Genomic DNA, 26,508 nt, shown 5'->3' on the forward strand with positions numbered 1-26,508 from the left:
ACAAGGATGTAGAGCTGAGTGCTAGCATCTGACGGAGTTTGCTGGGCGACGTCAACCACGCGCTCACATGCGAACCGGTTTCGGCTTAGCAGGCCTTCCGCAGAAGTTGCTCGCGCTCAGGGCTGCGCGGCAGACACTTGGCCTCCTCGCACAGCCGATCGGCTTCCTGATGAAGCCGTTCTTCGAGAGATTGGGTCTGCTTGAACCGACGGCCCTCTATCATGGCGCTGCTCCATTGGTGAGTTCGGCGGAGCGCAACTGGTGTTTACACCCCGATACAGGACTTTGACCACTCGCTCACGGAACACATGTGCAGGTAGGAAGAAGACAAGGCCAACGGTTTATTTCTTTCCGCGCACGGAACCATCCGGGAACTGACTCAAAACTAGCCGAATTGGCCAATATCAACATTAGCTTTAGGAACGACCAACCGGGCTGCCCCTTGAAGATGGTGGATGTCAGCTCCGCGACACGCTGGCTTGCCAGCACGTTAGTGCCGCAAGGGTACAGCCATGCACGACATGCAAACCCACCTAGAAAAACTCCTCACCGAAGCGGAAGAGTGCGCGCTTATCAGCAGACGCCACGCAGCCGACCAATCGAAGAAGGAGTTGTTTGCCGATCTCTCGTCGATCCTATTGGGGCTCGCGATCAAGGTGGAACTCGCCATCGAAGAGCGTCAGGACTGGTCTAACAGGTAGTGTGCATCGGCAAGCCTTGCCCGTGCCTTGCACTGACGCTCGGAGAGTATGTCTAATCGCGACAGGCGATCGGTATGATCGTGTTCTTCAATCCGGCCATGATGCGCAAGCTTCCCTGCCACACCTTTGAACAGCGGCAGTTACAGGGTCGCACCCTCAAGATAGCCAATCCGTCGAGTAGGCCCCCTCTGCCCACGAACGCGCGCTAGCAGTGCCGCACTTGTTGCGGCAGTTCCTAACTGGCTACTCTGCTACGTCTCGGAGGGTGCGGACCTGCTCCGCGCGGCGGGCGAGCTCCTCATAGGTCTTGGCGACGTTACGCAAGCTTTTCCTTGTCTCAGGATGCTCGCAGTTGTCCGCCTTCGTCCGAAACTCCTCCGCTCGCATCTCCCAGTACTGAGGCGAGTGCATACGCTCGATACCCATGACGCCAACTTTCCTGAATTGGTCGTTCATGTTGATTAATGTACATCCAGTCCAAGTGTTCCGCGCTCCTACCCCGGGGAATGGTTGGGTCGGCTCCTCACCCTAGCGAGCAAAAGGAGCAGGATCGCGCCGGAGAGCCGGCCTGCGTCCTCGTCAGTCATCGAACGGTACCGAATTAACAGCCGCGGCAATACCGGGAGATCAAGTTGAGCCAACTCCCGTCAATCCAAGTCCATGTTTATTTCGTGGTGCATGGCGGTGAATCATTTGTCACGGTTCTAATCAGCCCCCCAATTCAGGTAGTTTGATGCGGCACGAGGCGGCATCCTAAATCTCCCCATCGGAAATGGGAGAGTCCTGCAATGACCGGCGGAAGCATCGTCTCGCAAACCCCGCCGGCGAGTGACGCGCCTGCAAAGCCTATGAGCCCGTCGGAGCGGCTCGACGGGATTGACGTGCTGCGGGGCTTGGCCCTGCTCGGCGTGCTGGCCATGAACATCGTGACCATATTTCGGGTCTCCATCTTCGCGTCGTTCTTGCCGAACGCGGAGCCGGCGGGGCCGCTCGATCGGGCGGTGGCGGCCGTGCTGACGGTCGCCGTCGACTCCAAGGCGATTGCGCTGCTGTCGCTGCTGTTCGGCGTCGGCCTCGCCATCCAATTCGAGCGGCTTGCCGGCAATCCACGGCGCATGATCTTGCTCGTGCGCAGGCTGGTGGTGTTGCTGGGGATTGGCTTGGTGCATCTCCATTTGATCTGGAGCGGCGACATTCTCGTCCATTATGCGCTGGCGGGCTTCGTGGTGCTGCCCTTCCTCGGCGGCGCGCGGTGGCTCATGGCGGGTGCAGCACTGCTGCTCCTTGGGCTCTACATGACCATGCCGGTGCTACCGCCGATCGTGCCGCTGCCGGATGCGGCCGGGATGGCCGCTCTTGCCGCGGACGCGACGCGTGCTTACGGCACGGGCGGATTTTTCGATGTGCTCGCGTTCCGGATCCGCGAGGTGACGGTGATTCTTCCGCTGCAGGTCATGGCCTTGCCGCCCACTATCGCGCTGTTCCTGGTCGGCGCCTTCGCGTGGCGCAGCGGGGTCTTGCGTCGGGCTTCGGCGAACCGGCGCCTGCTGTTCGTCGTCGCAACCTTTGGCATTCTTCTCGGCGGCGGATTGAGTCTCGCGGCAGCCGGACAAGAGCTCTTCGACTGGCCGTCGCTCGGGCGCGCGCATTTTCGGGTTGAAGAGCTTGCGGCGGTCGTGTTGGCCCTGGGTTATGCGGCTGCGGTTATCGCCGCTGTGAACCTCTCCGGCGGGTGGAGGATGCTGAGCTGGGCCGCACCGCTTGGCCGCATGGCTCTCACCAACTATCTGGCGCAATCTGTGATCTGCGGCTGGATCTTCTACGGCTATGGACTAAAGCGGGATGGGTTTATGCTGAATCGATTTGGGATTCCCAAATCAGCCGGTTTCTGATTCACCATGCTGGCTGGACGGAGGCCAGCATGGATGGGCAAGCCGTACTCTCTTGATCTTCGCAAGCGTGTTGTGGCCGCGATCGAGGGCGGGATGTCCCGCAATCAGGCCGCCAAGCAATTTGGGGTGGCAATCAGCACGGCCATCGGCTGGATGAAGCGGGTTGATGAGACTGGCAGTGTCGAGCCTAGCCAGATCGGCGGCTACAAGCCGAAGGCAATCTCGGGTGAGCACGCGGTCTGGCTGTCGCAGCGGATCAAGGACGGCGATTTCACCATACGCGGTCTCGTTGCTGAGCTCGCCGGGCGCGGCCTGAAAGTCGATTATCACTCGGTATGGGACTTCGTGCATGCCGAGAAGCTCAGCTTCAAAAAAAAGCGTGGCGGCTGGCGAACGCGATCGTCCCGAGGTCGCGCGGCGGCGAGCCCAGTGGGCAAAGTATCAAGATCGCGTCGAAGCTGAACGGCTGGTCTTCATCGACGAGACCTGGACCAGGACCGACATGGCCCCCTTGCGGGGATGGGCGCCGCGCGGGAGCAGACTCCACGCAAAAGTCCCCCACGGCCGCTGGAAGACCATGACCTTCCTGGCGGCCCTGCGCCATGACCGGATCGATGCGCCATGGTTCATCGAGGGGCCGATCGATGGCGTGAGCTTCCGCACCTATGTCGAGAAGGTTCTCCTGCCGACCCTTCAGCCCGGTGACATCGTCGTCTTGGATAATCTCGGTAGCCACAGGAGCAAAGTGGTTCGCCAGCTCATCCGTTCGGTCGGCGCCAAACTCTTCTTCCTGCCAAAATACTCGCCAGACCTGAACCCGATCGAACAAGTCTTTGCCAAGCTTAAGCACCTGGTCCGCAAAGCTGCCGCGCGAACCGTCGACGCTGTCTGCGCAGCAATCGGCCACGCACTCGATGCCTTTACCTCAGAGGAATGCGCCAACTACCTCAAAAATTCAGGCTATCGAACCTAATGTCATCACGCTTTAGGCCAATTTGGCCGCCACGAAGTGGCCGCGACACTGGCGATCGGCATTTTCGTGTATGTCGTGCAGGTGGTATTCAGCGCGTGGTGGCTGGGCCGCTATCGGTTCGGTCCTGTCGAGTGGCTCTGGCGCTCCTGCATGTATGGGGTACCGCAGCCGATGCGGGCAAAGGTCAATTTAGCCATCCTGCGCGCGACCTCAGCAGATTGATGCGGCCCCCAGATACCAAAGCTGCGTTCTGCTTCAAGCGGAAGCCGCCCCAGCGCGTGAGGCTAGTTTTGGCCCCAAGCTGAACAAGAAACGAGGCGTCGCGATATCGGCTGTCTACGGGAAACCGGACATTGCAACATGGTTTCGGTGACGGATCGGCCGGCGATATCGCGCCGGCTCCTCTCCTGCTCTTTGGGCGCTTTTGCCGCCTCTCAAGCGACCTCGGGGCACGAAGCGATCGGATGACGGACTGCACGAGAATGGCGCGGGGACCAGCAACGGGGTGCAAGTCTCAATACGACAGACCGCTAATTTGCGGGATTTCGAGGCCTGAGAGTGTCGCCTCGAATTGCTGAAGTACGTCGCGCCCACGTTCCTAAACGCACACGCTGCCGAGGCCCGGCAACTCGTTTTGATCTTGACGGCTTGCCCCTCGCCCTACGCATGGCTGGGCCATTGGTGGAAGAGGAGATCCGCCTTAACTGGAGCGGGGTTCTTGTCCGAACTCACGGACACAACAAGGCTGCTTCCGGAGCTTGCTCCAGAAGACCGTTATGATTCGAACACCGGCACGTTTCCCACGGTCTCCCTATTGGTGAGCGGAGCACGGAGCGTCCCGACGCTGAAATGCGGCGGCGATTTGCGAGCCTGGAAGGCTAACTTGTGCGGCGAGCCAACAGCAACGTCGCTCCCAGACCGCACATGACAGCACCCGACGCCTGTCGCGTTTTGACAATGAACGACGGTCGCGTTGCAAATCCAGCTCTCGCTTTCGCGGCCCAATGGGTAACAATTAGGTCTACGCCCGTATTAAGTGCGACGGAGAGGAGGCCCAAAGTGATGAATTGAGTGGCAACGTTCGCGGATGGATCGACGAACTGCGGGATGAATGCGAGAAAGAAAGCGGCTGTCTTGGGGTTGAGCGCCTCAACGACGATGCCCTCACGGAAGGCTCGACGCGCTCCGGTTGTGTGCACGTCGGTCGGTTCGACGATACGCGCTTCGCGCCATGTTTTGATGCCCAGCCAGACGAGATACAGGCCTCCCGCGATCTTCAGCAAAGTGAAAGCCTCCGCGCTCGCCATGACGACGGCGGAGAGGCCGACCGCGCCAGCCAGTACGTGCACAAGCCCGCCGAGACCCAGACCAACGCTCGACGCCAAACCTTCGCCCCTTCCGCCGGCAAGTGTTCGCGCGACGATATAGAAAATACCCGGTCCTGGCGTGATCGCCACAAGCAGGGCCGCTGCCAAGAATAGGAGGAAAGTCTGGTATCCGACATGGCTGTCTCTTGTTGCAATCCGGAGCACCCCGGCTCAGGCCTGGGTGGGACAAAGAAGGCCCACGTCTAAATTCCTAGGCCTCCTTGCTCCTGCAAGGCCGGCGGGCATCTTGGATGCGGTTAGCCTGTCGTGCGCTAGCCCTCAACTTGACTACAGATACACACGTCCACGTCCACGCGCAACCGATTGCCGAAGCCGCCGTTGTTGCTCTTGCGTCGTCATCTGCTGACGTTGGTTCGCGGAATTTTGGTGTTGATTTGATACGGAACGACCTCTTTCGATTGTACTGACGTCAAGCGGATGTCCGATCGGCGGTAGCGCCCAGTGATGACAAGTTCGCAGGCTCTCCGGCATGGCGGCCAACTGGACCAGGATGCTGCCATGATGCGGAAACGATCGGTGCACGTTCCAGACGGGGGCAGGGGCCTCCGAAACGGCGAACCGAAAGTGCGTGGCGCTGCTACGCTTCAGGACATTTTCGGCGATGTCGATCTTCAAAAAAATACAACGGAATTCCCGGAGAGTTCCGACGTTGAAGTGTGCTCAAGCGGTGGCAGACCTGTTCGAGGCTCGTTCCGAAGCGTCGTTGAAGTCGTTCGAGTCGTACTGCGCCTAGCGCGGTGGTGAGGAAGGCTTCGTACGGCATGACCAGTGCGCCGGCATAGCAGTTGGCGAGAGCGAACGTGCTAGCGGTGCGGCTTCCTCATTGCTTAATCGTGCCTGTCTGATCTGCCGCTCGATGCTCTCTCGCCGTTCCAGGAGGACGATGACGTGAGCGATCCAGAACAGCCGGTTCTACGCGGGCATCTCCGGATAGAAAAAGAGCCTTGGCGTTGTTATCAAGATCATGCCCTTGCCAAGATCCTCTGGAGCTTGCGCCTTGCGGATCCCATACGCGTCGCGCAGAAACTTGATGAAGTCTCCACTGTGGTACTCGGGATGGTCGTTTCGTCTCTCAGCGAGTCTTTGGGCGACATGATCAAGCGCGTCGAATAATTCGCTTCCATTCAACCATCGTCAGCCGCGAAATAATTCGATCCAATACCGAGCAGATGGCTGAGCCGCATTAGTAGCTTGCGCGTGATCGGCCTTTGATCTCCTTCCATTTGGCTCAGATAGCCAGCCGAAATGCCAAGATCGTCCGCGAGTTCGGCTTGGGTTGTCCCGCTAGTTCACGCCGCCGCCGCAGCGCCAGCAAAGATTTTCTGAATTCTGGTCACTTTACAGACTTTACACGGTGTGCCGCAGAGTCGACTGGCAACTGACTGCGCCTGATTGCGCGTTGCAATGCCTGAGACAAGGTTCTGATTGCGCATAAATCATCCCCAATGCAGCATCGGTCTGTTAGGTTTTGCAATCTCAAAATAAGCTTGAGCACCCGCATGTCCTTCCGCGGGACTGATGGGCCTTTCAGGTCTTCAGGGTGATTCGGGTCGGAGGCGCTACGTGAGCTATTTCACAATTGCGCGACTTGCCGGCCACGTGCCGCCAACATGATCGAAAACGCTTGGGCGAAGACCGGGACTTGAGAGACAAGGGGGGTTTTAGCGCAATTGCCGCGCCTGAGCTGGGAGAGGCTGAGCGCCGGAAGGCAAGCATATCTGGACGGCGTTCGCGACGAACTCTAAGCGCGCGGTGAGCTTGTCAGATTGCTTAAGACATAAGGTCTGTTGACCTGTATTTGGTCCGGTCAGTTTCGGCCGCCACTTGCGCTGGGGGCGCACCAACCAGCTCCTCGTAGAGGCTGGGATCGGTCGCGCCCTCGGTATTAACTAGGAATACCCGTGCATCTTGTCCAAGGCCAATCCTACGACGCAATGTGCGGTCCGAAGCAACTCTCAGCAACCCTGCAAGACCAACACCGCCACTTTCTCCTGCAACAATAGCGGGGTCCCCATCTCTGGGGTTTGCAAGGCGCTTCATAACATTTATTGCGTCCTCCTCGTCGACAGTCATGAAGGCGTCCGCTGCACGCGACAGGATGCGCCAAGCGATGAGCGAAGGTTCATAGCACTCGAGCATCGCCATCACCGTCGGCCGCTCATGAGGCACCTTGACCAGACGGCCAGCTCGAGCGCTCTCGAAGAGGCACGCTGCACGCGAGGGATCGACAACCGTAAAGAACGGGCGGTTGTTGCCGAACAGAACCGAAAGATGTCCCGCTACCGCTGCGGCGATTCCGCCAACCCCGGCCTGGACGAAGACATGGGTCGGGATTTTGGTGAGCTGTCGCAGTGCTTCACTCAAGAGTGCGGTATATCCCTGCATTACAAATCCGGGGATACGCTCATAGCCCTGCCAGGACGTATCAGAGACCGTGATCCAACCCTTTTCTGCGCCAACTCGGGATGCTTCTGCGACCGAGTCGTCATAGTTGCCGTTGACCCGGATCATCTGCGCACCAAAACGGGCGATTGCGTTGATACGTTCGTCGCTGACCCCCGAGTGAACGAATATGGCACATTTCGCGCCAACGAGTCGGGCGCCTAGCGCGACTGACCTGCCATGATTTCCGTCGGTGGCGCACGATACCGTCATCTGCCGAGCCACGGCCATCACGTCAGGTGTCTGAAGCTCAGAGACGTCAATAGCTCGGCCGAGCCGCCGAGTTGCCTCCTCCAAGACCAGCCGGATCACGGCATAGGATCCACCCAAGGCTTTGAAACTGCCAAGACCGAGCCGATGGCCCTCGTCTTTTATGTGGATCGAGGCCACGCCGATCTCACGAGCAAGACCCGGCAGCGAGACGAGTGGAGTCTCCTTGTAGTCGGCGCGATGCCGTAGAAACCGCTCCACTTCGCGAGCGGCTTCGACGCTCAATATTTCCGCATCCGATGCAGCCAAGGAGGTGCCGTGTTCAGTGTGCTGATTGAGAAGCAACATGGTTCGACTTTCTTGCTTGCTCGCACCATATCTGCCTTCAGGTCGTCGCTCGGAAATGCGATGCCCGGCAGCATGATGCGCTGCTGCTACCGGGTCTGGCGGTAGTGCCGATACTCGCACTAGCCCTGGAGAGCTTCGACGTACGGCCTCAGCAGGTCAACCGTCTCCTGCAGCTCCGCGGCTTCCTGTGCTCGCAAGTGCAGGCGGCCAAGTGCAGTAAATCGATTTGCAAACAAGCTCTACATGTTCTCGGCGTCCAGCTCGGCGAGGTCGGAGAGAGCCTTGTTGCGTTTCTTGTCCCGCACGCGTTTATAGGCAAACAGGTCTTCTGCCCTGATCCTGCGATGACGGCCCACCATTCTGTAATTCATGTCACCTCGTTCCAGAAGTGAGATCAGGAACGGACGCGAAACATTCAGGTTATCCGCTGCCTGCTGCGTCGTCAGCATCTCATGCCCGGGCACAAGCGACACCGCATCGCCACGCGCGATTTGCCCCAACAATTGCATCAGCAGGCACGATAGGCTTGGGGGCAGGGTGATCTCAGTAGGCTTCTTGTGCTCGTCCTGGAGCAAAGGCAGCTTGACGCCGCCATGAGCATGGGACCCCAGTATCGGAGTTGGCGGCCGCCTTCTCGCTGGCGGAGGCAGCCGGTCAACCCCTAGCTCCTGGGCATAGGCTGGCACGGTGTGATTCTCGCTGATGGGCGGTATGAAAGCACCATTCGAAGCAGACGCAATTAGCGCATAAACGAAAGAAATATCTGTCCCCCGAGGGGGCCGAGGGGTTGTTGTTTCAACACCTGGCTTGCACTTTCGATTGGACTGTTGAAACTATTGATATTTAAGGATAAATACAGTTTCAACAGTGAGGTCTAAAATCAGTTGGGGTCGTCGAAACCATGGATTTTCAAGAGCTTAACAATGACCAGCGCCGAGAGGTGATCAATAGTCAGCAACGGTTCCAGGCCCTACGGGACGCAAAGGAGGCCTACAATGCTCATCGGGGTTCCCTGACTTGGGCGGAGTCGAAAGGCCGCCAGTACCTCGTCCGGAGCTACTACAACAACGCAGGCGTCCGGAAGCAGGCCTCGCTGGGCGCGCGTTCCCCCGAAACTGAAAAGATGAAGGCGGACTTCGAAGCGAAACGTGCTGCTGCAGAAGACAGGGTGAAGAATTTGCGCGATACCCTGGAACGGCAAGCCGCGGTCAATCGTGCGCTCGGCTTGGGCCGCGTGCCTTTGCTGGGAGCTCGGATCATGCGCGCTCTCGACGGCTTCGGAATTCTGGGTTCCGGCATTCGGATCCTTGGGACGAACGCGATCTACGGTTATGAGGCCTCTTCCGGCGTCAGACTCGATCCAGGCTTGGCTACGACGGAAGACCTCGATCTGCTGTTCGACGCACGCGGCGGCCTTACGTTCGTCGCGGACGACGACGTCTCTGAATCATCGCTCATGAAGATACTCAAGCGAGTGGATACCAGCTTCGAACGTGCCAAGCAGACGTTCCGTGCCGTAAACCGGGATGGCTATCTCGTCGATTTGATCAAGCCAATGCAGAGCCCACCTTGGAAGAAGGCTCCAGACAAGATCGGCCTAGACCCGGAAGATCTAGCCGCTGTGCAGATCGAAGGCCTCAATTGGCTGCAGAATGCCCCCGCGTTCGAGGCGGTGGCCATCGACGAAAAAGGCGAACCGGTGCGTATCGTGGCGCCCGACCCGCGGGTTTGGGCCGCCCATAAACTATGGCTGTCCCGTCGGCCGGACAGGGAGGCGCTAAAACGCCAACGAGATGCAGCGCAGGCTGGAGCCGTAGGCGCTCTGGTGGCGAACTATCTCACTCACCTTCCGTTCGACGCAGAGCAATTGAGGATGCTTCCGAAAGAGGTGCTCGACAGCGCGGCGCCTCTGTTCGCCAAGAAAGATAGTTCTGCGCGAGCCTAGCAGCCAGGTCGGCAGCAATGGTACCGGTATATCCCGCCCATCATCAGCAGCACCATGATGCTCAGCATGCTGCTGCTCATTGCACGCCCGTGATGATGATGCCGGCAGATTTTTGGTGGGCAGGCCCCGGAAGTGGGCCGCATCCGATCTGCGAACGTACGAGTGAGCTTCAAGCACGTGGGACTGGGCGGTGCGGGTGCAAGATAGATCTGCGCATCCGCTTCGTTGAGTTGGCGGAAAGTTAAACGAAGACGCAATGCAGCGCGGCAGTTCTTGGGTTGCCGTTCGGGTCAATCTCTGCATATCATAACCGTTCCGGCCGGGCCCTATATCATCGGTTCGAACTGGCAGTGCACGAGCATCTCGGAGACCGACGCATTGTTCGGCATCATGAGCGCAGTTTCCACCAAGCGTGCGATGTCGCCCGGCTGGCTCATCTCGTGGCGCGGGATCTCGTCATCGTTCAGCGTCATGTCCGTGGCAACGTAACCCGGGCAGACGACCGTCGCCCGAATTCCCGCCGCGCGTCCTTCGCGGCGAATGCCGTGGGTGAGTGCAACGACGGCGAACTTGGTCATCGCGTAACCAACGTTGCTTCCGACGCGCTTGCCAGCTAGCGATCCCAGATTGACGACCCGGCCATGACCGCATACGGCCAGATGGGGGAGGGTGGCTCTGACGAGGCGCAGGGGACCCTTGACGTTCACGCGCCACATCTCATCCAGCTCGTTCTCGCCCTCATCAGAGACACGGACCTTCGGATTGATGCCGGCCGCGTTGACCATAGCATCGACGCCCCCCCACCGCGCGACCGTTGCGTTGACCCAGGAGATCGGGCTCTTGACGTCTTCGGCGTCATAGTAGTGCGTCATGAGCCTCTCGCTCTCGACGAGGCGGCTCGGATCGCGAAGCCCCGCCGATACGCGAAAGCCCGACTCTAGCAGCCGGTCGACGACGGCGCGTCCGATGCCGCGCGAAGCCCCGGAGACCATGACGATCCGATTGCCGACTTCCAACACTAGTCCGTCTCCCATGGGTGAGCGAAGCGCATCGCAAAATGTAGGCGGATGCGCGCGCCGACGAGTAAGAGAAATTCACTCTGCCTGCATCGGGTGTGCTTATGGCTCGCACGCCGGACGACTTTCGGCTGGGGGATATTGAATGTCCTTATGAGGGCAGAACAAATCCGCTGTATGCGGGTGCCAATCCCTGCACGTAGCTTCCCGCCGCTCTGGCTGACGGCAAGCGAGCCTTGCGAATGGGATTTTCGGACTACCGAACGGCGTTGGTGACGGGCGCGTCCTCCGGTATCGGGGCTGCGACGGTTCGTCGCCTCCGCGCCGAGGGGCTCGAGGTCCACGCGCTGGCGCGTGACGGTCGCCGGTTGGCCAGCCTGTCGGCTGAGACCGGATGTCACGCGTGCGCGGTCGATGTCAACGATCTCGACGCTTTGACGCGCCTTGCGAGCGCGGCCGAATTCGATGTTCTCGTCAATAATGCCGGTCAGTCCCAGCGCGGCACCATCCTGGATACGGCGCCCGACGATGTCGACAAGCTGGTCGACGTCAATCTGCGCGCGGTTTTGCACCTGACGCGGCTGATCGCACCAAGTATGGCGCGGCGCAACCGCGGCCACGTGGTCAATGTCTCGTCGATCGCCGGCCACTATGCCTTCGGCGAGAACGCCACGACATTCAACTCATCTGTGGCCTATCACGCGGCGAAGGCCGGCGTTCATTCGCTGTCGCAGCAATTGCGCGTCGATCTCTACGGCACCTGCGTTCGTGTCACCGAAGTCTCACCCGGGCGTGTGGCGACGAGCATCTTCCAGAACCAGAACGATGCCGACAATCCGGATACCCGCTTCGTCGGGGCGTTCGAAACACTTCAATCCGAAGACATCGCCGATGCCATTGCGTTCGCGGTCGGATCGCCGGCGCGGATGAACGTCGCGACGATCGAGGTCGTACCCACGTTCCAGGTCGTCGGCGAATTGCGATTTGCGAGCCGATCCGAGGCCGCACGTTTGAAAGAAATGAGAAGTGGAGCTGACAATGCCTGAACTCGCAACCCGCCTCAAGACTGTGAAGGTGTCGGCCTCGGCGGCGATGACGGACAAGGCGCGCGAGCTCCGGGACGCCGGTGTCAAGATCGTGGGCCTGTCGTCCGGCGAGCCCGATTTTCCGACGCCGCCGCATGCGATCGAGGCCGCACATCGGGCCGCCCTCACAGGCGACACCAAGTATCCGGCGCAGCCGGGTACCGTGGCGCTGCGGACCGCGGTGCAGCGCAAGTTCAAGCGCGAGAACAATCTCGATTACGCCCTCGACGAGATCCTGATCGCCAACGGCGGCAAGCAGATCATCTTCAACGCGCTGTTTGCGACCTGCAATCCCGGCGACGAGGTCGTCATTCCGGCGCCAGGCTGGATCACCTATGCGGACATAGTTCTCCTTGCGGAGGCGACGCCCGTCGCGGTGCCTTGCCCGGAGAACAACCAGTTCAAGCTCCGCCCGGCGGATCTGGAGGTGGCGATCACGCCTAAAACGAAGTGGTTGATCCTGAATTTTCCTAACAATCCGACGGGGGCTGCCTGCACGCGCGAAGAGATGCGCGCGATCGCCGAGGTCATGCTGAAGCATCCCAACCTCTGGATCCTCACCGACGACATCTACGAACACCTCACCTATGATGGTTTCGAGTTCTGTACCATCGCGGAAGTCGAGCCGAAGCTGAAGGATCGCGTCGTGACCGTGAACGGCGCGTCCAAGGCCTATGCCATGACCGGCTGGCGGGTCGGCTATTGCGGCGGTCCCAAGGATCTGATTGCGGCGATGAACAATGTCCACGGTCAGGCGACCGGCGGAATCTGCACGGTGAGCCAGGCCGCAGCCGTCGCCGTCCTGGACGGACCGCAGGACTACCTGAAGGAGCGCGCCGACATCTATCGCGATCGGCGCGATCTGGTGGTCAAGCTCCTCAATCAGATTCCGGGCATCACCTGCCACAAGCCCCAAGGGGCCTTCTACGTGTTTCCGAACATCGCCGGCTGCATCGGCAAGACCACAAAGGGCGGACGGCGGCTGGACACCGATGCCGACTTCATTGCGGCTCTGCTGGAAGAACATCATGTCGCGGCTGTCCCGGGCAGCGCCTATGGCATGAGCCCGTACTTCCGGATTTCCTACGCGACCGATACCGAATCGCTGAAGGAAGGCTGCCGGCGTATCGCGAGCTTCTGCGAAAGCCTGCGCTGACGCGTCAATATGTCAGGGGGCTTGGCCCTCGGCGGAGAATGAAAGATGCAGCCAGCGGCATTTGTCGACCAAGATCGGAGCAGTATGCCGAACCAATTGTCATAATCGTTCTTAATGCCCCTAAACGAAGATGTTCTTGGTCCTGTAGGATGCCGACGCATAAGCTTTGTGCAAAGAGGGGTATTGCCTTGGTATCGCGCAGTCGAGGACGGCCAGCGATGACCACCAGCGACGATGCGGTGGCAGTCTTAGGTATTCAAGCTCCACCGGCAACCCGGCGGGCATCGCGCTGGCGCCTGGCATTGCCTGTCGGGCTTCTCGCCGTCCCCATGCTGGCATTCCTGACGTACTTCTTCTTCTATCCGGCGCTGGGGCTGCTGCTCTCGAGCATCCAGACCCAGGATAGCCGCGGCATCATCGGCCGCCCGTTCACGCTGGCGCACTACGCCCGTCTGATCAACGTCGAGCTCTACGCGCGTGTGCTCTGGACGACGCTGCGGATCAGCATCGTCACCTCGGTGCTTGCGACGGTGCTCGCCTATCCGGTCGCCCTGGTGATGGTCAAAAGCCGTCCGATGGTCACGCGGATCATTACCCTGATCGTCATCGCGCCTCTGATCGTGAGCGTGGTGGTTCGTGGCTACGGCTGGCAGCTCGTGCTCCAGAACGGCCCGAAGGGGATGCTGAACTGGATCCTGATGACGCTGCACATCGTCGACGCCCCGATATCGGTCCTCTACACCGAAGCCGCCGTCGTCATCGGATCTCTGCACGTGTTCTTCCCGATGATGGTTCTGCCGCTGGCCTCGGCGCTCGGCAAGATCGATCCCAACCTCGAAGATGCGGCCCGCATGCTCGGCGCGCCCTGGTGGAAGGTGTTCCTGCGGGTGACACTTCCGCTGAGCATGCCCGGCTTCGTCGCGGGCTTTACCCTGGTCTTTTCGCTCACCGCCGGCTCCTTCGTCATTCCGGCGATCCTGGGCGGCGCATCGGCGGTCATGCTCGGCAATCTGATCGAGCAGCAGATCTTCGTCGTCTACGACTGGCCATTTGGTGCCGCGATCGCCGTCGTTCTCGTCGGCCTGGTCCTCGCGGTGAATGGCGTCTCGATGTGGCTTCTGGAAGGCCGGCGTCTGAGGAGGGCCGAGTGATGGACGAGCGGTTTTCCGGCTTCGGCGCCTTCATCCTCTACACCGTCACCGCCGGCATGATGCTGTTCATCCTGGCGCCGCTGCTCCTCGTCATGGCGGTGTCGGTCTCCGATTCCTATTTCGTGACATTCCCGCCGCAGGGCTTCACGCTGAAATGGTATGCCAAGGTTCTGCAGGACCGCGACTTCCTCGAGGCGATGAGGCTGAGCATTCTGCTCGCGCTCGGCACGACGGCGGGCTCGCTCCTGTTCGGCGTGCCCGCGGCCTTTGCGCTGGTCCGTGGCAGGTTCTTCGGTCTGGCGGCGATCAAGGGGTTCCTGCTATCGCCGCTGATCTTCCCGGCGCTGGTCACCGGTCTGGCCTTGCTTCAGGTCCTGACCAAGCTCGGCTCGCAGGATGCGCGGCTCAATCTCCTGATCGGCCATGTGGTGGTGACGTCGCCCTATGTCATCCGCACCGTCGTCACCAGCCTCCAGCTCGTGGACGAGAACCTGGAGGATGCCGCGCGCACCCTGGGCGCCAACCGGCTGACGACCTTCTGGCGCGTGACGCTGCCGCAGATCGCCTCGGGCGTCGCCGCCGGCGGGCTGTTCGCCTTCATGGTGTCCTTCGACAATTACCCGGTCACGATGTGGCTGGCGAACTCGGAATACTCGCCCGTGCCGCTCGTGCTGATGCGGCAACTGGTCAACGTCTTTGACCCTTCCGTGCCGGCGATGTCGACGATCATCATCCTGATGGCGATGGTCGGCGTGCTGCTGCTGGAGAAACTGGTCGGCCTTCGCCGCGCGCTGGCTGCCTGATGTGCATTGGTTAGATGGAGATTGGACCCATGAAGCTGACACGTAGGACTCTCATTAAGGCCGGTGCATCCGCGGTGGCTTTCCCGACGATCATCAGCCGGTCGTGGGCGCAGGACGCCAAGCAACTGCATGTCGGCGTCTACAACTCGGCGCTGGGCAAGCTGATCCAGAAGGAGGTCATTCCCAAGTTCGAGGCCGAGTTCAAATGCCGCGTCTTCACGATCGAAGGCGCAACACTTTCGAACATCGCTGCGCTCCGCGCGACCCGAGATACGCCACGCTTCAGCATGATGATGATGGACGACGTCGGCATCCCCCAGGCCAAGCAGGAGGAGCTGATCGACAAGCTCGATGCGGCCAAGATTCCGAACCTTGCGAAGGTCTATCCGCGCTATCTCTTCGAGGACGGCTATGGCGTCGGCTTCTCGATCTCCAGCGCGGCGATGTTCATCAATCCGCAGGTGACGAAGCCGCTCGAGAGCTATGAGCAGATCTTCGACGCGAAGTATCGCAAGCAGATCCTGCTCAACACGCCCAAGAACACCCAGAGCGTGCTGATGCTCATCGTGGCGACGGCGCTCGTGACCGGCAAGCCGCTGAAGGAGGCGCAATACCTGGTCGATAGCGGCTGGGACAAGCTCGCGACCCTCAAGCCCAACGTGTTGACGATCTACGACAGCGAGGCGCAGGTGCTTCAGGTGGCCCAGGGCCAGGCGACGATCGGCGGCATCGAATATTCGAAGGCGATCTATCCGCACACGGCGAAGGGCATGCCGATCGACATGACCTTCCCCAAGGAAGGTGCGTTCACCGGCATCAACAGCATGACGCTGGTCAAGAATGCGCCCGAGCCGGAGCTCGCCTGTGCCCTGATCAACCGCATTCTGGAGCCTTCGGTCGCCAAGATGCTGTCCGAGCAGACGCTCAGCGCGCCCTCGGTCGGCGGCATCGACTTCAAGCCGGAGACGGCCAAGTTCCTTGCCTATCCCGACACCAAGGCGACCGATCTCGGACTGTTCACGCCGGATTGGAAGTTCATCGTTCCTCGCCGCGGCCCGTGGCTGGAGCGCTATAATCAGGTGTTCACGAGCTAGGACAGGCTGCCATGAGGTCTTCCGAAGTCAGGCTTGACCGCCTCAGCAAGGAATATAACCGCACCGTCGCGGTCGACGACGTCTCGCTCACGATCGAGCCGGGCCACATGGTGGCGCTGCTTGGTCCGAGCGGATGCGGCAAGACCACTTGCCTGCGCATGATCGCGGGGCTGATCCGTCCGACATCCGGCGACGTCTTCGTGAACGACAAGAGGATGACCGACGTTCCCGTGCACCGCCGCAATGTCGGGATGCTGTTCCAGAACTACGCGCTGTTTCCCCATCTGACCGTCGAGGAGAACATCGCCTTTGGCCTCGAGATGCGCGGAATATCCAAGGCCAATGCCGCAAGGAAGGTGGCCGAAGCCCTCAATCTGGTCCAGCTGTCCAGCTTCGGGAAGCGCTATCCGGCGCAACTCTCCGGCGGCCAGCAGCAGCGCGTCGCATTGGGGCGGGCTCTCGTGATCGAGCCCGCCATGCTGCTCCTCGACGAACCGCTCGGCGCGCTCGACAAGGGGCTTCGCGAGAGCATGCAGGTCGAGCTGCGCGCGCTTCAGCGCAGGCTCGGTCTGACCACCGTCATGGTGACCCACGACCAGGACGAAGCCCTGACGATGGCCGACAAGATCGTGGTCATGCGCGATGGCAAGCTCGAGCAGGTCGGCTCGGCGACGGAAATCTACCAGCGTCCGGCCTCGAAATTCGTCGCGCAGTTCATCGGTGCGTCAAATCTGTTTCAGGGGCCCGTCGAGCAGCGTAGCGGACGCGGAGCGGTCATCCGTGTCTCGCCAGAATTGAGCCTTCAGGTCGATCAGATCCCGTCGTCGGCCAGCGACGTGATGGTCTCGATCAGGCCCGAAGCGATCGTCGTCGAGCGAGCCGGCCAGAACCCGGCGGCGCAACGCGCCAACAGCGTGACGGCGCGTGTCGACCAGGCCATCTATCGCGGATTCGTCAGTCACTACTATCTTAAGACGCCGAGTGGCGGCCAGATCATCGTATTCGAGCAGAACCAGACGCAGCAGGCCGGGCTCCGATACGCGGTGGGTGAGGAGGTCGTGGCGCGGTGGGAGTCGCCCAGCAATCACGTCATTGCGCGTCACTGAAATCGGAGGCGAGCGCGACGTCCTGCCGGCAATCGACATCCCTTATACCCGCAGACGAACATCGTCTTGGATCGGCTTGCGCCGCTTGGCTAGATCTAGGGGTGGCAGCGCCACGGGCGTTCGACCAGCGAGGCCCTTTTGTCGATTAATCAGCCAAACGCTCCCTTTGTCGGCACGATCGAAAAGAGCCCGAAGATCAGCCTGATTGGCACGCTTGCGATGCTGGTCGAGGCGCCGGGTGATTTCGACCTGGTGCAACAGGGCCGCATCTGGGCCCTTGCGGATGCGGTTTCCGCCTGGCCCAACGTCCAGGAAGCCGTCATCGGCGTCACCAATGTGATGCTCGTATTCGAGCAGCCGCCGGCGGATATCGGCATGCTCGGCGCTTCGATCGTCGAGCTGTGGCATCGTTTGCCCGGCCGCAAGGCCGACGGCAAGCTCATCGAGATTCCCGTGGTCTATGGCGGCGAGCTCGGCTTCGATTTGCCGGCGGTCGCGGACCGAGCCGGACTGTCCGAGCGCGACGTCATCAGGATTCACAGCGACGGCGAATACACTGTCTGCGCGGTCGCGAGCTCGCCGGGGTTCGGCTATCTCCACGGCCTCGACCCGCGCATTCACATGCCGCGTAAATCGGTGCCGTCGCTCAACATGCAGGCCGGCTCGGTGACCATCGGCGGGATGCAGACAGGTGTTGCGGTGCTGACCAGCCCGAATGGATGGAATGCCATCGGCTGGGCCTCGGTCGCCATGTTCGATCCGAGCTCCGAACAGCCCTCGCTCATGCTTCCGGGCGACCGTGTCAAGTTCAGGATCGATCGGATCGAACTATGATCGAGATCCTGACCAGCTCCGCCTTCAACACGATCCAGGATCTGGGTCGCCTTGGCGCGCGCCGTTTCGGTGTGAGCACGTCGGGCGCCATGGATCCCGTCGCGCTCGCCGCCGGCAATGCGCTGCTCGGCAATGACGACAATGCGGCCGGCATCGAGATCCAGACCTTTCCGTTCCGCCTGCGCTTTTCGGCCGATACCGCTTTTGCGCTCACCGGCGCCGATCACGACGCGACGCTGGCCGGATCGGCCGTTCGGCCGTGGTGGTGCACGCGGGCGAAGGCGGGCGACATTCTCGCGATCGCGACGCCGCGGCGTGGCGCGCGAGTCTACATGACGTTCGGCGGCGGCATCGATGTTCCGCGCGTGCTGGGCTCGCGCAGCACGCATCTGCGCGGCGGCTTCGGCGGGCTCGAGGGCCGTACCTTGCAAGCGGGCGACGTCGTGCCGATCGGGAATTCGTCGCACAGCAGCGACGGTCGCTTCGACTTCGGCGTCGCGCCGCCGGATGTCGCGTTCGCGGGCACAGCTCCAGCGGATGACCGTGTGCTGCAGATACGCGTGATGCGGGCCGGCGAGTACGATCTGTTCTCGGAGGCGATGCAGGCGACGTTCTGGTCGACGCGATGGAAGATCAGCGCCCGGAGCGATCGGGGCGGCTACCGTCTCACCGGCGGCAAGCTGACATTGGACGCGCCGGTCGAGATGCGTTCGCACGGTGTGGTGGCCGGCGTCGTGCAGGTGCCGCCGGCCGGCGAGCCGATCATCCAGATGAGCGATGCCAATACGGCCGGTGGCTATCCGAAGATGGCGGCCGTGATCCAGGCTGATCTCTGGCGCCTCGGCCAGGCGACGCCGGGATCGGTCATCGCCTTCAGTGAGGTGAGCTACCAGGACGCGGTCGCGGCCATGGCTCCCGTCAACGACTATCTTGCAAAGTTGCGTGCGACCGCGGATCTCTATCGAGCGCTTTGAGTGGACGTCAACAACAACAAGAGCAGGGTACGAACATGAAAATCGGCATTAATTCCGACATGGGCGAAGGTTTTGGCAATTATCGCATCTGCGACGACGAGGCGCTGATGAGCATCATCTCGTCGGCCAACGTGGCGTGCGGTTTCCACGCCGGCGATCCCATCATCATGGATCGCATGGTTCGCCTGGCGAAGCAGAAGGGAGTCGAGGTCGGCGCCCATCCAGGCCTGCCTGACCTGCTCGGATTCGGCCGCCGCGTGATCCAGATGGACGCCGCCGAGCTCGAGAAGCACATGGTCTACCAGATCGGCGCCTTGCAGGCGATCGCCGCCAATGCGGGCCATCGCGTGACCCATGTCAGCTTCCACGCCGCGATGGGCAACATGGTCAATGCCGACCCCGACATGGCCGATGTCGTTGCCCGCGCCATTGCGACCATCAACCGCGATTTCATCGTGTTCTCGCAGCCTGACGCCGAGATCGTGCGCGCCGCGCGCAAGGTGGGCCTGCGCATTCTCACTCTGTTCCTGGCTGACCGCGCCTATGACGAGCACGGCCATCTGGTGTCCCGCAAGCTTCCCAACTCCGTCATCACCTCGACCGAGGCGGTGGCCGAGCGGGTCAAGCGTTTTCTGGACAGCGGCACCGTGCAGACCATCGAGGGCAAGTCGATCAAGGTCGACGCGCGCTCGATCCTGATCCACAGCGACACGCCCGGATCGGTCAACCTTGCCGCGACCGTGCGCCGCGTGATCGAGCAGGGCGGCGGCGAAGTCACGCCCGCGACCGTCCTGCTCAACTGAGCGTGCGGATGCGCACGACCGGTGTGCCGTAGCCGATCGTAGCGCCAGGCTCCGCGATCACGGCATCGACGGTGCCGGCGGCCGGCGCCACGATGGGCGCATACAAGAGCCCGATTTTGACGAGGCCGACGATCGCCCCGGCCTCGATGCGCTGGCCCTGTGCGACGAGCGGCTTATCCCGCCAGGGATGAGCCGCGAGGAAATGCCCCGCGACGTCTGCTTTGGCGACGACGGAATGATCATCGGCGGGGACGGCGAGCGTCGGTGACACGGCCATTCGCGGTCCCGTGTCGACGACGAGCTTCAAGGACTGGCCGGGTTCCTCGATCTCGATCGTGTCGACCCCGGACCTTTCGAGGATCTGCGCCAGACGCGCGATATCGGTCAGCTCTATCGGCATGTTCTGGTCTCCTCGACAAGGCGCACATTGGTCCTGAGCCGATCGAGATAGGCCGACATCTCGGCTTCGGCTGCCAGCGCGTCGGCGTAAGCAGTTTGCTCGAACCGCAGTCTGCTGCCGAGCCGCGCCTGCCCGACGCGCCACAAATCGGCGCCGATCACGGTTGCGATCTTCGGGTAGCCGCCGGAGGTCTGCGCGTCGCGCATCTGGATGATCGGCTGTCCGTTCGGCGGAATCTGGATGACGCCGGGGACGATGCCGTGCGAGCGCTTCTCGATCGGCACCTCCGGCTTCACGGCGGGGCCCTGCAGGCGGTAGCCGTAACGGTTGCTCTGCGGCGTGATCTTCCAACTGCTGGACCAGAACAGCGCCTGCGTGGCGGCGTCGAACCCGTCATACTCGCCGGCAATCACGACCCTGACGATGGTCTCGTCCGCGGCGGTGCTCGGCCGCGCCAGCGTGATCTCGGCCGGCTCGACACCGAGCTCGCCGATGGCAGCGGTGGATGCCGCACAAGGCAGGATGTCGCCTGGCTGGAGCGGCCGTCCGTGCCAGCCGCCGAACTCGCCGCGAAACTGCGTGCTGCGCGAGCCCAGCACCATGGGCACGTCGATGCCGCCGCCAACGGTCAGATAGAGGCGTGCGCCGCGGGGCATTGCCTTGATGGTGAGAATATCGCCGGCACGGGCGTGCGACCGCCACCATGGCGGGATCACGCGTCCTGTGCTCTCGGCCTCGATATCGGCACCCGTGAGCGCAAAGGCCATGTCCCGGTCGAATCGAAGCTTGAACGGCAGCATCGGGATTTCGATGCCGGCGGCGTTCTCGTCGTTGCCGAGAAGGATGTTGCCGGCGCGCAGGGCGACATCGTCCATCGCACCCGACGTGCCGACCCCGAAGCGATACTGGTCGAGGCGGCCGAGATCCTGGACGCTCGCGGGCCCCGTGACTGACAGGATCTCGATCACAGGATCACCCGTTCGATCTCGAACCGGATCGTATCGCCCGGCGCGAGCGCGGCTGGCGTCGGCCAGGATGGATCGAAGAATGTCCAGCTCGTATGCCCGATGGCGTGCCAGCCGCTCGGCCCTGATGATGCGGAGACACCGGTCTGCGATCCGCCGATGGAGACCGAGCCGCCCGCGGAGCGTTGCAGCGGCGTCTGTCGCCGCGGCATGGTGATGCGCGGGTCCATGCCGCCGAGATAGCAATAGCCGGGATGGCTGCCGAGCGCGAACACGGTGTAGAGCGGCGCGGCATGGATCGAGACCACGTCGTCGACGGACAGGCCGCAATGATCGGCGACGGACTGAAGCGACGATCCGATCTCGCCGCCATAGGTGACGGGCAGCCTGATCTCGCGGCCGCCGATCGCGAGGCTGTCCGCCGCGTCCCAGCCGTCGTTGAGAGCGGCGATCAAGGCGTCCAGCTCGCGCGGAGGGGTCTCGAAAGTCAGCATCATGTTGGTGATGCCGGGAATGGCCTCGCGGATTCCTGGCCATTTCGACGCGGTGGCCGCCAACGCCCAGATGCGCCGCTGATGCGGCAGGTCGAACGCGCCGGGCGCCTCGAACAGGAGCGCCGACGTCCCGAGCAGGCTGATCCGCGGCCGGTCCGGCGTGGTCATGGCGCGGCTACCTTCGCATTCATCCAGTGCTCGAGATGATGGATGTCGTAGCCGCCGCGGCAGAACGCGGGATCGGCGAGGATCGCCTGATGCAACGGCACATTGGTCCGGATGCCTTCGGCGCAGAGTTCGGACAAGGCGACGCGCGCGCGTGCCAGGGCCTCCTCGCGGGTGCCGCCGTGGGCGATCAGCTTGCCGATCAGCGAGTCATAGTGTCGGGGAACGGTAGCGCCCGCGGTGATATGCGAATCGACGCGGATGCCGATGCCGCCGGGAACATCCCAGCGCGTCACCGTGCCGGGCGAGGGCGCGAAAGTGGTGGGGTCCTCGGCATTGATGCGGAATTCGACGGCATGGCCGACACGGGCGATGTCGCCCTGCGCGATGCCCAACGGCTCGCCTTGCGCGATGCGGATCTGCGCCTTGACGATGTCGATGCCCGTCGTCATCTCGGTGACGGGATGCTCCACCTGGACGCGCGTGTTCATCTCGATGAAGAAGAACTGCCCGTCCTCGTAGAGGAATTCGAACGTGCCGGCGCCGCGATAGCCGATCCGCCGGCAGGCTTCGACGCAGCTCGCGCCAACCCGCTCGATCAGCGCGCGATCGATGCCGGGCGCGGGGGCTTCCTCCACCACCTTCTGGTTCCTGCGCTGCAGCGAGCAGTCGCGGTCGCCGAGCCAGAGATGGTTGTCGTGCTGGTCGCACAGCACCTGGATCTCGATATGACGGGGTTTTTCGAGGAATTTCTCGATATAGACAGCAGCGTTCTTGAAGGCCTTGCTGGCTTCCGCGCGGGTCAGCGCCAGCGCCTCGTCCAGTGCGCCTTCGCTGCGCACGATCCGCATGCCGCGTCCGCCGCCGCCGCCGGCAGCCTTGATGATGACGGGATATCCGATGTCCTGCGCGATCGCGCGCACCTCGGCCGGATCATCGGGCAGGGCGCTGTCCGGCCCCGGCACGCAAGGCACGCCCGCCAGCCGCATCGCGCGCTTGGCCGCGACCTTGTCGCCCATGGTCCGGATACAGTCCGCAGGCGGGCCGATGAAGGTGAGACCGGCGCGCGCGACCCGATCGGCGAACTCCGCGCTCTCCGAGAGAAATCCGTAGCCGGGGTGAATTGCCTGGGCGCCGCTGACCTCGGCTGCGAGCAGGATCGACGCAACGTTGAGATAGGTGCTGCTCGCCGGCGCCGGTCCGACGCAGAGTGCCTCATCGGCGAGTGCGACATAGCGTGCGTCGCGGTCCGCCTCCGAGTGAATGACGACCGTCTTGAGACCCATCGCCCGACAGGCGCGCTGGATGCGAAGCGCGATCTCGCCGCGATTGGCGATCAGGACCTTGTCGAACATCAGGATGAACCCGCAGGACCGATCCGGAACAGGGCTTGACCCGCTGCGATCTCCTCACCGTTCTCCGCGAGAACCGCGAGCACGACACCGGGCGCCTCGGCGGCGATGTCGATGAAGGTCTTCATCGCTTCGACGATGCAGATCTTCTGCCCGGCCTCGATCCGTGCGCCAACCTCGACCAGCGGCGGCTCGTCCGGCGCCGCGGCCCGGTAGAAGATGCCATGCATCGGCGCGGGCACGACAATGTCGGCGGTGGCCTCGGGAGCAGCGCGTTCCTGGTGATCGAGCGTGGCGGCGGCCTCAACCGTGACCCGGTTTGCATGGTGCGCCGGGACCGCAGGCGCGTCAGCCGACGCGCGCTTGAGGATACGGATGCGGGTACCGTCTTGCGTAAGATCCAGCTCCGCGATGGAGGAGCGCGTAACGAGATCGACGAGTTGTTCGATTTTGGCGAGGTCCACAGTCACGTTCCGCGTTGCAGGCCTGTCGAGTTCGGGGCGTTCATGCGTCACTCCGCAGGCCGCCGGCTCTTCTGTGCAAAATTGAGGCCGCCGACGACCTGCTGGGTCGGCAGGACTTCCATGAAGGCGACATTCATGCGCGCCGGCGATCCAACCGCGAACGCAAGCGAATTGGCGATGTCCTCGGGCTGAAGCGAATCATAGTCGTCGAAGAAGCGACGCTTGGCTTCGGCGAGGTCACCGAGCAGCCGGCCGAAAACCTCGGTCTCGACCCGGGCCGGCGATATCTCGGTGACGCGAACCCTGGTCCCGTAGAGATCGACACGCAGCTGCTGCGACAGCGAGTGAATGCCCGCCTTCGTGGCGTGATACACGGTGTTGCCGCCGCCGAATGCGTAGTGGCCGGCGATCGAGGAGATGTTGACGACATGACCGCGGTCGCGTTGCGCCATGCCCGGCACGATCAGCCGCGTCAGATGCAGGACCGCGCGCAGATTGACGTCGATGAGGGCGTCGACATCCTCCGCCGTGGTGTCCAGGATATTGCCGCGCCGGGACTGGCCGGCATTGTTGACCAGGACGTCGAACTCGGCCGACTTCGCCAATGAGGCAAGCGCATCGAGGTCGCTGATGTCGACGGCGCAGGTGCGGCATCCGGTCTCTGCCGACAGGGCGCTCAGGCGAGCGGCGTCGCGGGCGACGGCATAGACTTCGAGCCCTTCCGCACTCAGGCGGCGAACCGTTGCAGCTCCTATTCCGGAGGATGCGCCTGTCACCAGGGCCGTCCGATAGTCCGAAAATCCCATCCGCGAGGGCTCCTCTGCTACCGTCCAACCCGCTGGTGGCGTCGGCTGCAACGCGAGCGGCGGACGAGTTCAGCACTAGCTATAGGCCCCTCAGGTTCCCAGTGGTAAGAACAATTCCTTCTGATCCCATAGCTTCAGCCTATCGCTGCTGCACTGCTCCCTGACTGGATATCCGGAGACGCCGTATTGGATACGAAACGCTTGGAGGCCTTCATCAAGGTCGTGGATCTCGGCAGCATGACGAGCGCGGCGAAGGTGCTGAATGTCGCGCAGCCGGCCCTGAGCCAGCACATTGCGAGCCTGGAGGCGGATTTCAAGTGCAAGCTGCTCGACCGCAGCGCCCGCGGGGTCAAACCCACCGAGGCCGGACGAATCCTCTACCGCTACGCCAAGTCCATCCAGCGGCAAATCGAAGAAGCCAGGCGCACCATTCTGGACAACAAGCCGGAGCTGACCGGCAACGTCACGATCGGTCTGGCCCCACTCAGCTCAGCGGCATTGCTGGCGACCCCGCTGCTCACGCAGATACGCGAACGCTATCCCGGCATCGTGCCGCACATCTACGACAGCTCCGGGGTCATGCTCAGCGAGATGATGCTGAAGGGGAGCATGGATATGGCCGTCCTCTACGGCGAACGCCCGGTGACCGGTCTCGATTACAAGCCGCTGATGCGCGAGTACTTCTATCTCGTTGCGCCCCGCAGCATGTATCCGGAGCAGATGCCTTCGGAGGACGTTTCGGCGGCGGAGGTCGCGCAATTCGACCTCCTTCTGCCATATCGGGAATCCTTCCTGCGGCAGACGGTGGAACGGGTCTGCGCCGAGGCCGGGCTCCGGCCGCGCATCGTCGCCGAGATTCATTCCCAATCGACCCTTTCTTCGGCGATTGCCGCCGGAGTGGGGGCGGCAGTGCTGCCCATGTCGATCGCACGGGAGTTGCCGAACCTCGACGAACTCTGCATCCGGCGGATCAACGCGCCGTCGGCCTCGCAGCAGATGTCGCTCTGCATCTCCGACAGCGCCCCGCTGTCCGACGCCGCATTCGCCGTCTACAAGATCCTGCTTGAGATCATCGTCAAGACCTGGGGGCCGTTCGATGCCCAGCCCGGCTCGGCTGCGATTGCCACGGGTGGCCCGACGCCGCCTCTGGACGCGCCGAAGGACGAGCCATAACGAAACACGATGCGGCAATCCCAAATTCTGGATTTGCCGCCTCGAGGCCGTTGGTTATGGAGGTGTAACGGAGATCGCGCTCGTAAGGAGGTTTTCATGGTGCATGTGATCAGGACATTCGATCGGCCCGCCGCCGAGCTTGTCGAGTGCATCAAGAAGTTTCCTCCGTCCACCCTGCACGAGGCTCAGGGGCGATCGGGCGCGCTGACCTCCCGCATCAAGCCGATCTATTCCGGCATGCGCGCCTGCGGACCGGCGCTGACGGTGAGCTGCCACCCCGGCGACAACATAATGCTGATCACAGCGATCTCGCTGGCCGAGCCAGGCGACGTGCTCGTGGTCAGCGCGGGCGATCATCCCGAGCAGGGTGGCTTCGGCGAGGTGCTGGCGACGGCCTGCGTCGCCAAGGGCATCGTCGGCCTGGTCACGGATGCCGGCGTTCGCGACGGCCTTGCGGTACGTGACACCGGCTTCAACGTCTTCTCCTACGGACTCTGCATGAAGGGCACCGTCAAGGAGACCCTCGGCACCATCAATCAGCCGATCGTCATCGGCGGCATCGCCGTCCGCCCCGGCGACATCGTCAGCGCCGATGACGACGGCGTCGTGATCGTGCCGAAGGAGAACATCGCCGATGTCTGCGTCAAGTCGGCGGCGCGCGAGGACAAGGAAGCCGGCGTGATGAAGGCCCTCAAGGCCGGTGGCGATATCCTCGAGCTCTCCGGCATCGGAAAGGTGCTGGAATCCAAGGGCTGCACCTTCGCCTGA

Annotated in this window: 30 protein-coding genes; 17 read left to right on the forward strand and 13 right to left on the reverse strand. The window is 62.3% G+C overall.

All coding sequences use genetic code 11. The features are described from left to right. Positions 1–512: 512 nt before the first annotated feature. The 4 genes from ACNJYD_RS10680 (at position 513) to ACNJYD_RS10695 (ending at position 3,788) form a co-directional block, all read left to right on the forward strand. Entirely contained in the window at positions 513–701 is a 189-nt protein-coding gene (locus ACNJYD_RS10680) for a hypothetical protein (RefSeq protein ID WP_439366296.1), read from the forward strand. Positions 702–1,489: 788 nt separating this feature from the next. Further along, positions 1,490–2,593, forward strand: coding sequence for a DUF418 domain-containing protein (locus tag ACNJYD_RS10685; RefSeq protein WP_439366297.1), 1,104 nt, complete (start codon positions 1,490–1,492; stop codon positions 2,591–2,593). Positions 2,594–2,626: 33 nt separating this feature from the next. Continuing rightward, positions 2,627–3,566, forward strand: a protein-coding gene (locus ACNJYD_RS10690) for an IS630 family transposase (RefSeq protein ID WP_409241862.1) whose coding sequence is annotated in 2 segments (ribosomal slippage) — positions 2,627–2,962 and positions 2,964–3,566 — 939 coding nt in all. Because the reading frame shifts where the segments join, the coding sequence is not laid out codon by codon here. 36 nt (positions 3,567–3,602) lie between these two features. Continuing rightward, positions 3,603–3,788: a DUF418 domain-containing protein gene (locus tag ACNJYD_RS10695; protein WP_439366298.1), complete on the forward strand. Its 186-nt coding sequence runs from the start codon at positions 3,603–3,605 to the stop codon at positions 3,786–3,788. A gap of 656 nt (positions 3,789–4,444) precedes the next feature. Here the strand turns inward: ACNJYD_RS10695 and ACNJYD_RS10700 are convergent. From ACNJYD_RS10700 to ACNJYD_RS10710, 3 genes are all read right to left on the reverse strand, one after another. Then, complete coding sequence (locus tag ACNJYD_RS10700; RefSeq protein WP_439366299.1) at positions 4,445–5,041, reverse strand: LysE family translocator; 597 nt, start codon at positions 5,039–5,041, stop codon at positions 4,445–4,447. 180 nt (positions 5,042–5,221) lie between these two features. Further along, positions 5,222–5,569 (reverse strand): short-chain fatty acyl-CoA regulator family protein, encoded by a 348-nt coding sequence (locus ACNJYD_RS10705; RefSeq protein ID WP_439366300.1) that lies wholly within the window; start codon positions 5,567–5,569, stop codon positions 5,222–5,224. Then, positions 5,532–5,717 (reverse strand): ImmA/IrrE family metallo-endopeptidase, encoded by a 186-nt coding sequence (locus ACNJYD_RS10710; RefSeq protein WP_439366301.1) that lies wholly within the window; start codon positions 5,715–5,717, stop codon positions 5,532–5,534. The genes ACNJYD_RS10705 and ACNJYD_RS10710 overlap by 38 nt, the downstream gene beginning before the upstream one ends. A 125-nt stretch (positions 5,718–5,842) precedes the next feature. Between ACNJYD_RS10710 and ACNJYD_RS10715 the strand changes: the two genes are divergently transcribed. Further along, a complete protein-coding gene (locus ACNJYD_RS10715; RefSeq protein ID WP_439366302.1) occupies positions 5,843–6,067 on the forward strand; it encodes a hypothetical protein in 225 nt (74 codons plus the stop codon). Between the two features lie 11 nt (positions 6,068–6,078). Here ACNJYD_RS10715 and ACNJYD_RS10720 read toward each other — a convergent pair whose 3' ends face one another. The 3 genes from ACNJYD_RS10720 to ACNJYD_RS10730 all read right to left on the reverse strand — a co-directional run bounded on the left by ACNJYD_RS10720 (position 6,079) and on the right by ACNJYD_RS10730 (position 8,529). Further along, complete coding sequence (locus tag ACNJYD_RS10720; RefSeq protein ID WP_439366303.1) at positions 6,079–6,177, reverse strand: hypothetical protein; 99 nt, start codon at positions 6,175–6,177, stop codon at positions 6,079–6,081. A 547-nt stretch (positions 6,178–6,724) separates the two neighbouring features. Continuing rightward, positions 6,725–7,954: a diaminopropionate ammonia-lyase gene (locus tag ACNJYD_RS10725; protein WP_439366304.1), complete on the reverse strand. Its 1,230-nt coding sequence runs from the start codon at positions 7,952–7,954 to the stop codon at positions 6,725–6,727. A gap of 239 nt (positions 7,955–8,193) precedes the next feature. Continuing rightward, on the reverse strand, positions 8,194–8,529 hold the full coding sequence (locus ACNJYD_RS10730) for an excisionase family DNA-binding protein (protein ID WP_439366305.1): 336 nt from the start codon (positions 8,527–8,529) through the stop codon (positions 8,194–8,196). A 326-nt stretch (positions 8,530–8,855) separates the two neighbouring features. On the opposite strand from ACNJYD_RS10730, the gene ACNJYD_RS10735 reads away from it, so the two are divergent. Continuing rightward, positions 8,856–9,899 (forward strand): GSU2403 family nucleotidyltransferase fold protein, encoded by a 1,044-nt coding sequence (locus tag ACNJYD_RS10735; protein ID WP_439366306.1) that lies wholly within the window; start codon positions 8,856–8,858, stop codon positions 9,897–9,899. 326 nt (positions 9,900–10,225) lie between these two features. On the opposite strand, the gene ACNJYD_RS10740 is transcribed toward ACNJYD_RS10735, so the two are convergent. Beyond that, positions 10,226–10,918: an SDR family NAD(P)-dependent oxidoreductase gene (locus ACNJYD_RS10740; RefSeq protein ID WP_439366307.1), complete on the reverse strand. Its 693-nt coding sequence runs from the start codon at positions 10,916–10,918 to the stop codon at positions 10,226–10,228. Positions 10,919–11,157: 239 nt separating this feature from the next. Here ACNJYD_RS10740 and ACNJYD_RS10745 point away from each other — a divergent pair, with 239 nt between their 5' ends. From ACNJYD_RS10745 to ACNJYD_RS10785, 9 genes are all read left to right on the forward strand, one after another. Continuing rightward, positions 11,158–11,961, forward strand: a complete 804-nt coding sequence (locus tag ACNJYD_RS10745) for an SDR family oxidoreductase (RefSeq protein WP_439366308.1) — start codon at positions 11,158–11,160, stop codon at positions 11,959–11,961. Continuing rightward, positions 11,954–13,156 carry a pyridoxal phosphate-dependent aminotransferase gene (locus ACNJYD_RS10750; RefSeq protein ID WP_439366309.1) on the forward strand — a complete coding sequence of 401 codons (1,203 nt, stop codon included), beginning with the start codon at positions 11,954–11,956 and terminating at the stop codon, positions 13,154–13,156. The genes ACNJYD_RS10745 and ACNJYD_RS10750 overlap by 8 nt, the downstream gene beginning before the upstream one ends. Before the next feature lie 149 nt (positions 13,157–13,305). Further along, positions 13,306–14,307 (forward strand): ABC transporter permease, encoded by a 1,002-nt coding sequence (locus ACNJYD_RS10755; protein WP_439366310.1) that lies wholly within the window; start codon positions 13,306–13,308, stop codon positions 14,305–14,307. Then, positions 14,307–15,110 carry an ABC transporter permease gene (locus ACNJYD_RS10760; RefSeq protein WP_439366312.1) on the forward strand — a complete coding sequence of 268 codons (804 nt, stop codon included), beginning with the start codon at positions 14,307–14,309 and terminating at the stop codon, positions 15,108–15,110. Before ACNJYD_RS10755 ends, ACNJYD_RS10760 begins: the two co-directional genes overlap by 1 nt. A 29-nt stretch (positions 15,111–15,139) precedes the next feature. Then, entirely contained in the window at positions 15,140–16,204 is a 1,065-nt protein-coding gene (locus tag ACNJYD_RS10765; protein WP_439360729.1) for an extracellular solute-binding protein, read from the forward strand. Between the two features lie 11 nt (positions 16,205–16,215). Beyond that, complete coding sequence (locus ACNJYD_RS10770; RefSeq protein WP_439366313.1) at positions 16,216–17,310, forward strand: ABC transporter ATP-binding protein; 1,095 nt, start codon at positions 16,216–16,218, stop codon at positions 17,308–17,310. A 138-nt stretch (positions 17,311–17,448) separates the two neighbouring features. After that, positions 17,449–18,144 carry a 5-oxoprolinase subunit PxpB gene (gene pxpB, locus ACNJYD_RS10775; RefSeq protein WP_439366316.1) on the forward strand — a complete coding sequence of 232 codons (696 nt, stop codon included), beginning with the start codon at positions 17,449–17,451 and terminating at the stop codon, positions 18,142–18,144. Beyond that, entirely contained in the window at positions 18,141–19,118 is a 978-nt protein-coding gene (locus ACNJYD_RS10780; protein ID WP_439366318.1) for a biotin-dependent carboxyltransferase family protein, read from the forward strand. Before pxpB (ACNJYD_RS10775) ends, ACNJYD_RS10780 begins: the two co-directional genes overlap by 4 nt. Before the next feature lie 35 nt (positions 19,119–19,153). Then, positions 19,154–19,921, forward strand: coding sequence for a LamB/YcsF family protein (locus ACNJYD_RS10785; protein ID WP_439366320.1), 768 nt, complete (start codon positions 19,154–19,156; stop codon positions 19,919–19,921). Here ACNJYD_RS10785 and ACNJYD_RS10790 read toward each other — a convergent pair. Genes ACNJYD_RS10790 through ACNJYD_RS10815 form a run of 6 tightly spaced genes read right to left on the reverse strand, consistent with a single transcriptional unit; the run spans position 19,914 to position 24,567 of the window. Further along, the gene (locus ACNJYD_RS10790) at positions 19,914–20,321 is read right to left on the reverse strand and encodes an acetyl-CoA carboxylase biotin carboxyl carrier protein (protein WP_439366322.1); all 408 of its coding nucleotides are present in this window, start codon (positions 20,319–20,321) and stop codon (positions 19,914–19,916) included. The genes ACNJYD_RS10785 and ACNJYD_RS10790 overlap by 8 nt on opposite strands. Then, a complete protein-coding gene (locus ACNJYD_RS10795) occupies positions 20,312–21,289 on the reverse strand; it encodes a biotin-dependent carboxyltransferase family protein (protein WP_439366323.1) in 978 nt (325 codons plus the stop codon). The genes ACNJYD_RS10790 and ACNJYD_RS10795 overlap by 10 nt, the downstream gene beginning before the upstream one ends. Continuing rightward, positions 21,286–21,948, reverse strand: coding sequence for a 5-oxoprolinase subunit PxpB (pxpB, locus tag ACNJYD_RS10800; protein ID WP_370141715.1), 663 nt, complete (start codon positions 21,946–21,948; stop codon positions 21,286–21,288). The genes ACNJYD_RS10795 and pxpB (ACNJYD_RS10800) overlap by 4 nt, the downstream gene beginning before the upstream one ends. Further along, entirely contained in the window at positions 21,945–23,300 is a 1,356-nt protein-coding gene (accC, locus tag ACNJYD_RS10805; protein ID WP_439366325.1) for an acetyl-CoA carboxylase biotin carboxylase subunit, read from the reverse strand. The genes pxpB (ACNJYD_RS10800) and accC overlap by 4 nt, the downstream gene beginning before the upstream one ends. Then, positions 23,300–23,761: an acetyl-CoA carboxylase biotin carboxyl carrier protein gene (locus tag ACNJYD_RS10810; RefSeq protein WP_439366327.1), complete on the reverse strand. Its 462-nt coding sequence runs from the start codon at positions 23,759–23,761 to the stop codon at positions 23,300–23,302. Before ACNJYD_RS10810 ends, accC begins: the two co-directional genes overlap by 1 nt. Positions 23,762–23,808: 47 nt before the next feature. Then, the gene (locus ACNJYD_RS10815; protein ID WP_439366329.1) at positions 23,809–24,567 is read right to left on the reverse strand and encodes an SDR family oxidoreductase; all 759 of its coding nucleotides are present in this window, start codon (positions 24,565–24,567) and stop codon (positions 23,809–23,811) included. Between the two features lie 201 nt (positions 24,568–24,768). Here ACNJYD_RS10815 and ACNJYD_RS10820 point away from each other — a divergent pair, with 201 nt between their 5' ends. Together ACNJYD_RS10820 and ACNJYD_RS10825 are read left to right on the forward strand one after the other, a co-directional pair. Continuing rightward, positions 24,769–25,740, forward strand: a complete 972-nt coding sequence (locus tag ACNJYD_RS10820; protein ID WP_439366330.1) for a LysR substrate-binding domain-containing protein — start codon at positions 24,769–24,771, stop codon at positions 25,738–25,740. Positions 25,741–25,836: 96 nt separating this feature from the next. Then, entirely contained in the window at positions 25,837–26,508 is a 672-nt protein-coding gene (locus tag ACNJYD_RS10825) for a 4-carboxy-4-hydroxy-2-oxoadipate aldolase/oxaloacetate decarboxylase (RefSeq protein WP_439366332.1), read from the forward strand.

Origin of the sequence: Bradyrhizobium sp. SPXBL-02 (genome assembly GCF_051853065.1) — a bacterium.
GTDB lineage: Bacteria > Pseudomonadota > Alphaproteobacteria > Rhizobiales > Xanthobacteraceae > Bradyrhizobium.